The organism is Devosia insulae DS-56 (genome assembly GCF_000970465.2).
GTDB classification, from domain to species: Bacteria; Pseudomonadota; Alphaproteobacteria; order Rhizobiales; family Devosiaceae; genus Devosia_A; species Devosia_A insulae.
This window is the reverse complement of the sequence record NZ_LAJE02000051.1, coordinates 1-13,998: the sequence shown is the minus strand read 5'-3', so window position 1 is coordinate 13,998 and position 13,998 is coordinate 1. Positions and strand designations below refer to the sequence as shown.

Below are 13,998 nucleotides of genomic sequence, written 5' to 3'. Positions count from 1 at the left end.
GGATCCGGAGGCGAAAATGAGTGAACTGAACATGAGCATCGTGGGCTTCCCGGCGGTAAACCGGGACCTCGAGGTCGAACTCTACAATCCGGTCACCCTCAACATCCTGAAGGTGAAGCCCTACCTCGACGGCACGATCCGCATCCCCAAGCTGGATCCCGGCCCCTATGAGATCGTCGTCAAGCACCCCAACGTCATCCTGCCGGTGCTCAAGCGGCCGATCCAGATCCTGCCGGTCGGGCCGACGACCGTCACGGTGATGATCGATCCCAGCAAGTTCCGGAACACCCCGATCGCCGAGACCGCCGAAGCCAACCTCACACCGGTGGCCGAACGCAGCGCCGCCGCCTACGAGTCGCTGGCCCCGCTTGCCAGCAAGACACCGGGCGAAGCCATTCGTTCGGCCGATTGGAACACGCTGACCGGCGCAGTGCGCGACCTGGCCAGCAACACCTCCGACCTGACGCGGCTCGTTTCGCCCGTTGGCCACGACCACCCCGAGCTCGCCGACAAGATCGAGGAGATGAGCGGCAACTTCGCGACGCTGCTCGAAACCATGTCGCGGGCGCTGGCCGAACTGCAGCGCCAGATCGAGTCGCTGCGCCTGCGCAAGGACGTGCAGGTCATCTTCGACAGTCCTGCCGGCCAGAACATCCCGCAGGACAAGATCAAGCTGATCTACGACAAGCTCGACGAGATCGACCAGCAGATCACCACCCCGCCCAAGGACTATGTGAAGAAGAAAAAGAACGTGCACGAGCTCATCATGATGGACATCAACGAGCTCATCCAGACGACGCCGGCGCTGCAGGACACCCCCGCCGTGACCAAGGTCAACGACTACGTCCAGCTCTACAAAAAGAACCAGGCCACCAGCTACGGCGCCGAGATCGGCTACCACCACCTGCTCGACCGGGCCGCCGGCGCCGGCGCCCTCATCGCGTTCAAGGGGTGAGCCATGCCCGCAGGACCCCGCGCCAGGCAGATCGCCGAACTCGCCACCACCGTCGCCAAGCTGGGCAGCAAATCGCGCGGCATGACCGTCAGCGCCGCCGACTGGAACCAGCTGGTTTCGGTCCTCAATGCGCTGCTGACCATCGACGCCGAGCAGGACCGCGACGTGGAGGGGACGCTCTCCCAGTCCTATTCGCGCACCGACCACGCCCATAACGGCGAGGTGTCGCTGAGCTGGCTCGATGCCGACCTGCAGGCTCGTCTTTCGACCGGCGGCAGCGATCCGATCTCGACCCGGCAGGCCATGGCCAGCCTGCAGAAGTCGGTCAGCGAGTTGCGCAGTGAGGTCGCGGCGCTGCGCGAGCGGGTCGAAAATCAGACGACCCGCATCGACCTCTCGGTCACCAAGGAACTCGAACGCGCCACCAAGCTCATCGACTTCGAGGGTCGCTTCCGCGGCCTCGAGGGCCTGCGCGCCACGGTGACGGGCATCGCCACCAGCCAGTCGACGTTGAGCAAGAATTTCGACGAGGTGCTGCAGTTCCGCGGTCAGCTCACCGACGCCGCGACCGGAGCCTTGATCGACGTCTCCGGGCTGAGGACCGAGGTCAAAAAGCTCAACGATATCGCCGCCGGCTTGAAGGGCGTCGACAGCCAGCGGTTCAAGGAGCTGGAGCTCAAGCTGAAGGAGCTGCAGCTGCCCACAGCCGGCGGGGTCAGTGGTGCGGTGCTCGACGGCCGCTTCGCCGATTTCGAGACGCGGCTCAACGACCGGTTCGTCAACGACACCACGACGCGCCTGGCCGGACTGCGCACCGAGCTCATCGACGCGGACACCGCCCTGTCGAACAGCCTGTCGACCCAGATCGACCAGAAAGTCACCCTCGGCAGCAACCGCAGCCTGACCGCTGTCGGCACGCTGGTGGCCGACGCGGAGACGCGCCTCAAAGGGGATTTCACCAGCCAGATTACCGCAACCCGCACGGCGGCCACCGAAGCAGCGCGCCAGGAGGCGAAGTCCAGCGTCACCGCCCAGCTGGCCAATTTCGACCAGCGCGTCGGCGCCGCGGTCGATACCCGCGTCGCCACCCTCGAGCAGCGTCTCAACACCAGCATCAAGCAGCAGGTCGGCACCACGGTGAGCGAGGGGATCGCTCCGCTGTCGCAATCGCTTGATACGCGGCTCGCCGGCATGCAGCTGAAGGTCGATGCTCTGCCCGCCAGTATCACCGCCCAGATCAAGCAAGGCGCAGAGGCGATAAGGGTCGACCAGCAGGCTTGGCTCACAGACCAGTTCAAACAAAAGAGCAACAGCCTCGATGCGTCGCTGGGCCCCCTGATTGCCACCGGTGTGGCGAGCGGCCTCGACACCAGGATGGGCACCATCCGCTCCATGGCTGCCGAGGAAGTGACCAAACAGCTGGTCAGCCTCGACGGCCGCATCTCGAGTTCGGTGGAGGCAGCCACCCTTGGCCTGACGAACCGGATCGAGACCACCGTCACCAATAAGCTCAATCAGTTCGATGTCAACGGCAGGATTAACGCCGAGAGCGCACGCATCGTGGCGTTGATGCGAACCGAGATCAGCGACAGCGCCGCCAAGGTCCAGAAGGACTCCAACCTGGCGCTCAACAGCGCGGTCAAGCGGTGGGAGGTCACCCGCGGCAGCGGCATCGACGTCAGCGGTGCCGTCACCCAGCCGGGCGGCCGCTTCTTTGTCCCCGGCGGCGGCTGAGCCGTCATGCTGGGCGATCTCGAGGCCAGACTTGCAGCGATCGTGGCGGGCGTCACCGGCCGACCCGACCTGACGGTGGGCGCCGGCCCGCCGCTTGTCCCGGGCGCTGGCGAGGGGCGGGTTGCCATCGCGCTCAGCAGCTTCACCCCGACCAGCGGTTTTTCCCCCGGCTACACCACCATCCTCGACCCCACGACCGCGCCGAAAAGCCGGCGCGTCCTGCCCGTCCGCCTGAACGCGACGCTGGCCTTCCTCCGCCGCCCGTCCGACGACGGCGACGACGACGCACGCAACGCCGCCCGGGCGAAGCTGCTCGAAGACATCTCCGCGGTGGCGCACCTGCTGGCCGATCCCAGCGTCGGCAACGGCGACGCCTTCGCGACTGGCGGTTCGGACCAGGGCTTTCGCGTGTGGCGCAGTGCCCTTACCGGTGGGACGTCTACGGCCGCGCCCAATGCTGCCGGCGACCTCACGGGCAGCCTGACGCTGGAGCTCGATGCCGAGATCTGGCCCGCACTACCACCGCCCAGCGACGAGGGCCTCATCGTCACTCCGGTTCCCGACGTAACGGTGTTGGCGTCATGAACGCGAACCTGCGCGCGCTGTTCTATGCCGCCGACATCGCCCCGCTGGCGCTGCAGCTCTATGTTTTCGGCTCCTCCGAGCCGCCGGCGATCGACGTCATCGACTTCCCCGACGAGGCCGGCGGCACCCAGTTGCGGGAATTCGCCCTGCCCTACCTTCCGGGCATGGACGAGATCGCCCTGACCTCGGCAGAACTGGCGTTCCGGGTCGGTGACCTCACCGTTGACGTGACGGATTACTCGACCGTCCGTGGCCCCGGTGGCGAAGGGGTGATCCTCAACCTGCCGGCCCACGCGCGCCTGCGCCAGGTCGAGATGAGCTTCGCCACCCCTCCCGCCACGACCGTTCCCCCGCCGGTGCTCCGCACCGTCGTGCGCCCGCTGCAAGGCGGCCAACCCGGACCGCCCATCCTGTCCTCGCCCCCACTCGGGCCGGCGACCAAGATGTTCGGCTCGCCGCTCGAGGGCATGAGCGTCGATCCGCTCGGCGGCTCGCGCTACCTGCTGCGGCTGCCCGACCTGCCGGGCACGACATGGCTGTTCCAGCGCGCCAAGGGCGACGACGCCACCTCGCTCGAGCCGCTCTCGGTGGTACCGACCATCACTCGTGTCGCCATTGCCGCGGCGCCCCGCAACCTTGCAATCACCCTCGAGGGCACACCTCCCACCCCGCTCTGGAGCAACCCGGACGTCCTGCTGCCAGGCAGCGGCATCCAGACGGTGAGCTTCCTGCCGATCGCGCAGCGTCGGCTGAGCGATACACTTCCCGCCGTTCCTCCCGGCACGCTGACGCTGCCGTTGCGGCTGGACTTCACCACCGAAAGCAGCGCCCGCCTGGAAGTCACAGCGCGCCGCCTGAGCGGCGAATATCTGGTTCGGCCGTTCGGACCCGATCCCCTGAAACTGCGCCTCGCGGCGAGGCCTGTGCCGGTAGTGTTCGACGCCCCCGCAGCACGCCGCCCGAGCACGGTGCGGGCGACCATCACCGCGAAACTCCTGGGCCGGGCGCTGAACGGCGGCTCTGAACCCGCCGTCTACACGCTCCCGGGCCGTGGCCTCCGCGCCACGCTCGATCGCATGCTGGCGGCGCGGCTGCCAATCGCGGCGCGACGAGGAGAGGCAGCGTCCGCACCGGTGCCACTGGCGAGCCTCGCACTACGCCTCGACACCCCCGAGGCGAGCGAAATCGTGCTCGAACTGCGCAGTGATGCCGCCGGCCAGCCCGGCGGCATTATCGGCACGCCGGTCGTGCGCCAGACCCCCGCCGGTTACACCGACTGGCTCGAATTCGAGCATGCCGATACGCTGCTGCTGCCGGCCGGCCTGCCGATCTGGGCCACGATCCGCCTGACCAAGGGCGCCGCGCTGTGGCACGCCGCCGACCCCTCCTCTGCCGACACCCCAGGCACGCCCCGGGTCAGCACCGATCGCGGCACCAGCTGGCTTGCCGCCGACAGCCCGCTCGAACAGCTGCGCCCCTTGCTGGTGCAGGCCTTCCACCGCGAGGACCGGCCCTATCGGCCGCCCCGGATCGTCCTCCATTCCGGCACCGCGCCGGTATCCGGCGACCTGCTCCAAGGCGCCGTGGCCGAAGGCAACACCCAGTTCCGCCTGGTGGAGGCGTCCCTGCCCGCCGCGGTGCTCGACCGGCTGGCGAACGCCGCTCCGGTCTCCGGTCGGCCGCGGGCAGAGACGTCGATCCTGCTTTACTCCGACACCGTGCTGGACCTGGTGCTGTCCGACGTGGTGCTGAGCTACGCCCCGGTGCCGGCATGAGCGGGCTCAAGGCGCTGCTGCAGCTCGACACTTCGGCGCTTGACGCCAAGCTCTCGATCGCCGCCGATGCGCCGGGCGCCAGCCTGTCGCTCAGCATCACCGACCCGCTAGACCTGTTGGGCGACGCCGGCCCGCTGATCCGGGAGATCGGCGAGATCGCCAACGGCGGCGGCGACCTGCCTGCCACCCTCCGCGCCGCCTTCGCCGAACTCGAGCAGCTCCAGCCCTTTGTCGACCTGGGGGTGCTGCAGGAGGTCATCGACACGCTGCAGACCATCAAGCTGCGCCTCGCGCCGCTGAAAGACCTGATGGATCTCGATCCGGAAGCCATGGTGCGGCAGGCGCTCAACGGCGCGCCGGGCAACCCGGCGGCCATCCTCGACACCCTCACCAGCGAGTTCACCAAGGCGATCGGCGGCGAGATCCCGGAGGCCATAGCGGCGCCGGTTGCGGCGCTGAACGATCTGGCCGGCGCAGGTCCGTCGCGGCCGGTCGAGGTCGCCGCGTTCTTCTCGCGCTTCCTGCTCGGGCTGGACCTCACTGTGCTGAGCGGCCCCTTCGAGGTGCTGGCGGCGGTCGAGGCCCGTGTCGCCGGCGGCACCGGCGCCGATGCGCTCGAGGCGCAGATCGTCGACCTGACCCGGCGTATTGACCTCGCCTCGGAGGCGCTGGTCGGCAGCGCACCGGACCTGCCGGCAATCGTCGCGAGCCTTGCCACAGCGAGCAGGGAGATCCGCACCCTCACCATCGATATCCTGCCGCAGGCGACTGCCCGGCTCACCGCCGACATCGAAGCGATCGACATAGCCGAGCTCGCCGGAAAGCTGGACGCCACGCTGGCCCCGCTGATGGCACGCGTGCCGGTGCCGCCGCGTGGCCTCGCCGATTACTTCCTGCCGCCGATGCAGATGCTGCGGGACGGTATCGACCGGCTCGACACCGAACTGATCGACCTCACGCTGGAGGAGATCGACACCGAGTTGCACGCCATGTTCGCCGAGAGCGGCATCACCGCGATCCGCGACGATGCCCGCAACCTGCTGACCGGCGTACGCGAGTTCCTCGCCCGGCTGCCACTGCCCGAACTGCGTGATCAGCTCACCCAGGCGCTGCTCGGCATCGAGCGCAAGGCCGGAGAGATCGGCAGCTTTTCGCCGGTCGGCAGCATCGCGGCGCGGCTGCAGGCTGTTGCCAATGCCATCGATACGATCGACACGGCGGCCGTTGCTGGCCGGGTCAGCGCCCTGGCCGGCGAGATCAGCGCCTTCGCCGCCGGCTTCCCCACCGCTGTGGCCGACGTGAAAACCGAACTCGAGACACTGATCGACGCAGCGACCGACATCGTCGATGGCCTGCCGGCGCTGATCGACGCGCTGAAGGCCGAGATCGGCAAGCTCGACGGCGCCATCGGAACGATCGATCTGTCGGCTGCCGGTACTGCCTCCGCCGGCGAAATCCGCGCCCTCCGCGACAAGGTGAACGAGGCGCTGGCCTCCGCCGACCTGCCCGAGGCCCTCAGGACCCCACTTGGCCTGCTGGCCGGCCAGGTGCGGAAGCTCGACCTGACCGCCAGTCTCGGCGAACCGCGCCGCAAGGCCGTGGCCAGCCTCGACATCTCGGGAGCGCTCGCCCCGATCCAGGGCGCCATCGAGGAGGCGCGGGCGGCATTGGACAAACTCAGTCCGACCGTCGCCATCAAACGGCTCGACCAGCCCTTCGCGGGGTTGCTGGCGCGGCTTCAGACCATCTCGCCACAGACCTTGACCAACCAGCTCTCCAGCCATTTCAGCGGGGCGATCGCCGAGCTCGACCGGCTCGAGCCGACGGTGCTCATCCAACCGCTGCAGCAGGAATTCGACGCCATTCTCGCGCGGACGCGGCGCGCCGTCGATCCGGCGCCGCTGCTCGCCCCACTCGCCACCGTCTATGCCGAGCTCAAGTCGCTGCTGGACGTCATTGACCCCACCCTGCTGCTGGGGCGCGTGGTCGGCCAGGCGAGCCAGTTGCCCGGCAGGATGGCCGACGAGGTCGCCACTTCGGTGGCCGGACGGGTCGGCGCTGCCGCCAACCTGCCCGTCGGGGACAGCGAGCCGATCCGCTTTGGCGATGTGGTTCGGCCGTTCGCCGCCTTGGTCAACGAGGCCCGGTCGGTGGTGCGTGGCGCCGCCGAGGACGTACTGGAGGATGGACTTACGCTGATCAACCGCCCGCTGGCCCTGTTGTCGCGGGCTGGCGAAACCGCGGGTGCGCACCTCACCGCCATCGCCGGCGCGATCGAGCGGCGGCGGCGCCTTGTCGATCCGAGTTCGGGTGACGGCCCATTGGCCGAGCTCAGGGCAGCGCTCGAACGGCTGACCCGCACCGAGGCCAGCCTCGCCGCCCAGAACCGCAGCAGCGCCGCGCTCGGCGCAACCGTCGGCTCGTTGCAGCTCGAAATCTTCGTCACGGTCTCGGCCCCCGATCTGCGAGGCCTGTCCGGAGCGACCGACCAGCTCATCAACGGGCTCGGCTCCGACGACATCGGCCGCGGCTTCGAGGCCATCGGTCGCGTCCTCAGCGATTTCGCCCCGGCCGCCGTGACCCTGCCCGATACCACAGCCACCACGCTGCAGCGCATCGACGCTTTGTTCGACGCGCTCGACCCGACGCCGATCGCCGACGAGATGGACGCCGCGGGCATTGCGCTGCAGACCAAGCTCGCAAGCTTCGGCAAGCAGCTGGCGGCCGGCCTGCTGCGCATCTGGAACGGCATTTTCACCGAGCTGCTGCCGGCGCTGCCGCAGGGCCTGCTGCAGGTACTCGACGAGGTGCTCGGTGAAATCCGAAACCAGCTGGCGGCGCTCGACCCCGCACGGCTCGCCGATGAGCTCGGGCGCGTCCTCGATGCCGTCTTCGCATCGCTGCAGGCCTACTCTCCCGCCGCCTTCGCCGGCACGCTGACGCCCAGCTTCGACGCCCTGAAGGCGAAGCTCGCGACGCTCAATCCGGCGGCGCTGCTCGGCGACCTGACGCCGCTCAACAACGTGCTGGACAGCCTCGAGGGCCTCAGGCCTTCGGCCATCCTGCAGCCGCTGGCCGACAAGACCACGAAGATCGACGAGGCACTGAAAAGCCTCCTCGAGTTCGACCCCGCCCTGTTGATCGAGGCGGCGATCGAGAAACTGACGGCCGAGATCGAACTCGTGCTGGAGACAATCGAAGGGGAACTCGATGAACTATTGGGCGACCTCGAACGTGGCGCCGGAGGCTCGGGATCCGTCTCCGTCTCTGCGTCCATCTCCGTCTGAAACCCGGGCGCCGGCCGACCCCGCTCGTGGTCGTCGGAAGCTGGAGCTCGCCGGGACCGGGCGCCCCCTGGCATGGACCGACGCTACCGGAACCACGCTGCGGTTCGACCACGACCAGGACGATAACCTCTGCCGCATCGCCTCGGGCGATTGGTTCGTCGGCATCGAGGGCCGGCACGGCCAGCAGACTTTCGCGACCACCGACCCGCATGGCCGCACGGAGATGCGGCTGAGCCGTGGTGGCCGTTCCCGCTCCATCGTCCGTGGCGAGGATCGCGTCTCGCTGGTCCTCGATGAGGCCGAGCGGCTGCTGCGGGTCGAGCTCCCCGGTTCGACCGCGGCGCTGCTTTACGACTGGGACGACGATGGCGGCTGCATCATCCGGGCCGAGGGCGGACGGGCCCTGCTGCACCTCGAGGCGGCTGGCGCGGCGCGCCGCATCCGCCTCGATCGCGAGACCTGGATCGACGAAGCGATCGAGCCGACACGCGTTGCTCTCAGCGCCGCTGCCGGCGGCGTTGTGGTCGATACGCTGGAGCTTGAGCTGAGCAATCTGACGGCGATCACCGAGCGCCGCTGGGCCGATGGCAGCGGCGACCGCTACAGCCGCGACACCGAGGGGCGGCTGGCATCGCATACCCATTTCGACGCGCTTGGCGGCACGATCGAACAGAGCTGGGAATACCTTGGAGCAGACCTCACACTGACCGACACGGGCCGCCGCACACCGGGCGAGGCCGGGCGCATCCTGGCGCTCGACCGCCCCGACGGCTCTGCGGTCCGCTACAGCTATGACGCGGCCGGCCGCCGCGTCTCCCGCATCGGGCCTGACGGCGAAACGCGCTATGGCTACGATCCGCTCGGCACGCTGTGCCATGTCGAACTGCCCGACGGGGCCCTGGTGCGCTATGACACCGACGGCATGGGCCGACGCGTCGCCAGCCGCCAGGTCGACCTGCTCCGGTACGAGCACCGTGACGAAATCGGCCGCCTGTGGGCCGTCACCGGCGCCGCCGGCCAGTCCCTCCACGTCTACATCTGGGTTGGCGACCGCATCGTGGCGCGGCTTGATGGCCCGGTTGGCGCACCGGTGGCTGAAGCCTATCTCTGCGATCCCCTCGGCACACCCAATGGCGTCCTGATCGCGACCGAAACCGGCTGGCAGTTCGAGCGCGTAGCGGCACCGGCATTTGGACGCGCCGACTGTCGCGCCCGGCCGACGCTTTACGGCCATTTCGCCGACCCCGAGACCGGGCTGATCCATTTCGGCGCCCGCGACCTCGACCCCGAACTCGGCCTGTTCCTCAACCCCGACCCCTGGCACGGCGGCGACGACGATCCGCGCCGCTGGGCCGGCGCCACCGACGCCGACCTGGCGGAGGAGGCTGAGCGCGCCACGGCCGGCTGGCACGACTACGCCCTCTGCCGCTTCGATCCCCTCGGCCGCACCGATCGCGACGGCCACGTGTCGCGCGGCGACGTGGCGTTGCACATCATCCGCTTCATGCTGTTGCCCACCTGGGGCTTCCCGATGACGGCGATCTCGCTGTTCTTCTTCCAGCCGGTCAACTTCTACCTCGAGATAGTCGGGCTGATCGTCTGGGCGTTCAAGCAGCTATGCGAGGACAAGACGCACCCCTGGCGATATCACACCATCGCCAAGTCGCAGATCGCGCTGGGCAGTACCCGGCAGGTCGCTTTCGCATTGGGCCTCAACGGCTTCCTGCCGCGGGTGGTGGCCGGCGGCCGCAACAACGACCGCGCCGTGACCGTGGGCAATGTCGTCTGGATCAACCGTGAGGATCTCGAAGTCCTGGGGCGCGCCGAAGTGGTCGATGTTCACGACATCAGTGCTGGCCCTACCGCCTTCAACAACGACGCGACCAAGCGCTCGCTGGCCGCCCTGCTCTGCACCGACGCCGGCAATCGGCAACGCCTGCATGTCGCCGGCTGGACCCATGCCCCGGGCAATGCCGTCAGATCGCGCACCATCGGGTCGGTCACCGCCGACGGCTTCGTCGATGACCCCGCAACGGCAGGCGCACCGGCGCCCGGGACGATCCACCTCCGCCAGCCGATCCCCTTGTCCATCCCGGTGCCGGGAAAGACCGGCGACAAGGAGAAGATCGAGGTCATCGAGTTCGTGCGGCCGGCGAGCACCACCCTCGTGCAGCTGGAAACGATCAATCAGGTGCAGTTCGCCCTGGAGGTTCCGACCAGCACCAGCTTTGCCAAAGCCGACTGGCTGCGCATTTCCGCCTCGGGAGTCGCCGACGTGGCCTATCGTGAGGTCGCCGACGTCCAGGACATGACCGGCAACAAAGCCCTGATTCTCGACCGGGAGCTGCCCGCCTCGCTCGCACACGACCTCAAGGTCGAGGCCATCGCCCCGGCCTCGGGTGCTGCGACGATCCCCGGCTGGACCAACACCACTTCCACCCCCAAGACGCTGACCCTCGCCGTTGCGACACCGCCGCCCGCCACGGCGCCTGACCTTTCCCTCGACGCCTACCTGCAGGTCGAGGCGACCACCGCGACCACGCCACCCGCCCCACCCACCGCGCCGGGCTCCACGCCGACGCCGCAGAAAATCCGTTTCGCCGGGGTAGCAGCCCTTCGCAGCCGCCTCACCCTTGAACCGGATCGGGCCGGCGTCGCGGTGGGCAAGAAGCTGGCGCGCATGGTCGCCGGCCCCCGCTTCTCGGCCGTGGTCGCCAAAGCTGCTGCGCGGGGAAAGCTCACTTTCACCGCCCCGCTCCCCGCCATCGCCAAGGACGACCTGCTGATCATTGCCGGTGGAACCGGCACGACCCCGGCCTATGTCCGCGCCAAGGGCGGCCTGGCTGGCGGGGTCCTCGAAATCGATCCGCCACTACCGGCCACCCTGGTGCCTGCCGATGCGACCAGGCTCGACGTCAGCAAAGCGATACCACTGGGCGACGAGCCGGCGGTCGAAGTCACCGCCATGCTCGGCACCGGGGCGGACGTCGATGCCAAGGTGCCCCGCCTGAGCTTCCTCGCCGTCGGCAACTTCGTCGCCTATGGCGACCCCGGAGCCCGGGTGCTGCGCCGCGTCGCTGCCGTACCCGCCTTCGAGGCCGACCTCACCGACGAGCCGGTGGGAACCGGCCCGTTCAAACTCACGCGGGCTGAGCCCGTGCTGGGCAAGTTTCGGGCCGGCGTCCCGCGCGCCTCGTTCGACCGCTTCCTCAAGGTGATGTCAGCGCTGCCCTCGTCGGCCTTCGGCGCCTGGCCGAACAACCTGCTGGCGATCCACCTCGTCAACACGTCGAACGACGCGAAGGCCCTCGAGAGTGCGGCCTATTTCGTCCAATGGCCAACCACCGGGCGCCCCGCCGGCTTCGTGCCCGAGTTCCGCAACACCTGGTCCCTGACCACCCAGGGGACCACCCAGTACATCGTGCTCGACGCGCCGCTGCCGCTGATCCGCCGCAAGGACGATGAGGACGGCAAGGTCAAGCGCTGGTGGCGCATCCAGCCCGACGATTACGAGGGGCGAAGCGACATCCTCGCCGAGACGCCGATCCTCAAGCTCGTCGCCTCCGAATACACAATCGGCGCGAGGCGCTTCGACGTGCCCGGCCACCGCGTGCTGGCCCACGAGCCGGAGGCCCTGGTGCCCGAGCATCCGCGGGTGCACGACACCCACCGCCGCACCCTGATCGAGCATGAGCTCAATCACACCGTGCAGTGCAACTTCTGGGGCCCGTTCATGACCGCGCTGCCGCTGTCGGGCGGCATCATGACGGGCGCCGACATCCTCACCGCGGCGAAAATCCTCGACCCGCCGGAATGGCTGCAGCCCGGCAACGGGCCTATCCCGCTCAACGAGGATCTCAACTGGTTCCAGATCCTCAGCATCGGCGGGTTGATGCAGATGGCGTGGAAGTATGTCTTCCTCTTGCCGTTCTGGGCCAGGGACGACCTGCGCGACAGCATCAAGAACTGGGACTTCGAGGACATGAACAAGGTGTTCAGTCCGGTGAGCCGGCTCATCTCCCAGGCCATGCCGCAGGTCAACCCCAATGCCTCCGGCAGAGACCGCTGGCTGCAGGTTCTCGGCCAGGTCGCGGCGCGCGCCCTCGATCTCAGATCGTGGACCCCAGGTCCCGGCTTCGTCCCCGGCCAGCTGCCGGATGGCGCCGCCAGCTTCCTCGAGCAGGGCGCCAGCCGCGCCTCGGGCGATCTCTATTCGACCATCCTGACCGCCAATGATCGCTACAACCTGCGCACTCGCAACCGGCTGTTCGGCGAAAGCTTCGATGGCTCGGCAAACCTGCATGCCGGGCTCGGCAAGCCCATCCGGCTGCTGGCCTATGCCGGCTCCCGCACCGACCGCACCCTGCCCGCTGCCAACGCTGACACCCTCGATGCCATACCCACTTACCGGCAGGGCACCTCCGAAATCCCACCCTTTGTCATCTCGGTGGCCGCCAATCCATCCTCACCCCCGCCAACCCCGGCGTCGGCCGTCGCTCTGCTACCCGCCGGGCTCTACGCCGTCACCGACCCCACCGGGGCTCCCCGGCCGACAATCATGGTCGATCCCCCATCGTCCGGCACCGTCCCAGCGCCGTTCGTTGCGGCGTTCGCCGACGATGTGGTTGCGCCACGGCCGCGCGCCTTCGTGCCTCTCCCCCCACGCGTCAACCGCACCACCGGCTTTTACCTGATCGGCGGCGGCCCCTGCCAGATGACAGTGCGCGCCGGCGCGATCCGGGTGGCGGCAACGATCAAGCTCGGCGGTACTGTTGCATCGGGCGACACGCTGACCATCAACCTGACGCCGCCGGGAACGGTCGGCGGGCCCATCACGGTGACGGTCAATGCGCCTTCCGCCTTGTCTCTCGCCGACTTCGCCGACCGTGCCGCCAACAGGCTTCGCCGCGACCTGCCGTATTTTACGGCTGGCATGTATGCCGACGATAAGGACAACGGCATCCGGATCTTCGCCCGCCACGGCCTCGTCCCGTTGCGCATCACCACCAGCGTGTCGGCCGGTTCGTCACTGACCGCCAAAGTGGACCCGGCGGACCTCAAGGACGATGGCAAGACCGAGACCGTAACGCTGAGCTTCAATGACGAGGTGAAACTCGGCGGCGAACTCCTCCCGTGGCTGCTGCCGCCGGCCAGTGGCGCCGCCCCTGCCACCCCGCTGCAGCGCTTCCAGCTCGAGGAGAACGACCTCAAGGTCCGTGCGCCACGCGGCACCAAGAGCGGCAATCTCGGCAACGTCGGGATCAGGGAGCTCACGCTCGATGCCGACAGCACGATCGGCAACACGCCGATGAGCGACGGCACCGGCTGGAAACTGGTGATGCCCAAAGCCGTTCCGTCGGCCCCCATTCGACTGAAACTGTTCCGAACCATCACCAAGACCGATCCTGCCTTCGATCTCAATTTCCCCGACGTCCCGACGCTGGCCGGTGTGCGCAGCTACCTCGATGGCGACATCTTCATCGTCGTGCGCGACATCCTGCTCGACGTGCAGGCCCTGCCGGCTATCGCGGCGCAAACGACGCAATGGGACGCGCCGTTCGACCTGACGCTTCCCATTCGCCTTGCCCCTCTCTCTTCTACACACCTGCCGCTGCCGACGAGCGCGCCATCGTAGTTTCCGGTGGTCGCCCACTCTCTTGAA

At 68.4% G+C, this 13,998-nt stretch carries 6 protein-coding genes; all 6 read left to right on the top strand.

All coding sequences use genetic code 11. The annotated features are described in order from the left end of the window. Positions 1-16 precede the first annotated feature (16 nt). Genes VW23_RS02420 through VW23_RS02395 form a run of 6 tightly spaced genes read left to right on the top strand, consistent with a single transcriptional unit; the run spans position 17 to position 13,971 of the window. On the top strand, positions 17-955 hold the full coding sequence (locus VW23_RS02420; RefSeq protein WP_069908001.1) for a hypothetical protein: 939 nt from the start codon (positions 17-19) through the stop codon (positions 953-955). A gap of 3 nt (positions 956-958) precedes the next feature. Beyond that, positions 959-2,689 (top strand): hypothetical protein, encoded by a 1,731-nt coding sequence (locus VW23_RS02415; RefSeq protein ID WP_069908000.1) that lies wholly within the window; start codon positions 959-961, stop codon positions 2,687-2,689. 6 nt (positions 2,690-2,695) lie between these two features. Further along, positions 2,696-3,274 (top strand): hypothetical protein, encoded by a 579-nt coding sequence (locus tag VW23_RS02410; RefSeq protein WP_069907999.1) that lies wholly within the window; start codon positions 2,696-2,698, stop codon positions 3,272-3,274. Then, a complete protein-coding gene (locus tag VW23_RS02405) occupies positions 3,271-5,049 on the top strand; it encodes a hypothetical protein (RefSeq protein WP_069907998.1) in 1,779 nt (592 codons plus the stop codon). The genes VW23_RS02410 and VW23_RS02405 overlap by 4 nt, the downstream gene beginning before the upstream one ends. After that, positions 5,046-8,336 (top strand): hypothetical protein, encoded by a 3,291-nt coding sequence (locus VW23_RS02400; protein ID WP_069907997.1) that lies wholly within the window; start codon positions 5,046-5,048, stop codon positions 8,334-8,336. The genes VW23_RS02405 and VW23_RS02400 overlap by 4 nt, the downstream gene beginning before the upstream one ends. Beyond that, the gene (locus VW23_RS02395) at positions 8,260-13,971 is read left to right on the top strand and encodes an RHS repeat domain-containing protein (RefSeq protein WP_069907996.1); all 5,712 of its coding nucleotides are present in this window, start codon (positions 8,260-8,262) and stop codon (positions 13,969-13,971) included. Before VW23_RS02400 ends, VW23_RS02395 begins: the two co-directional genes overlap by 77 nt. Positions 13,972-13,998: the final 27 nt, after the last annotated feature.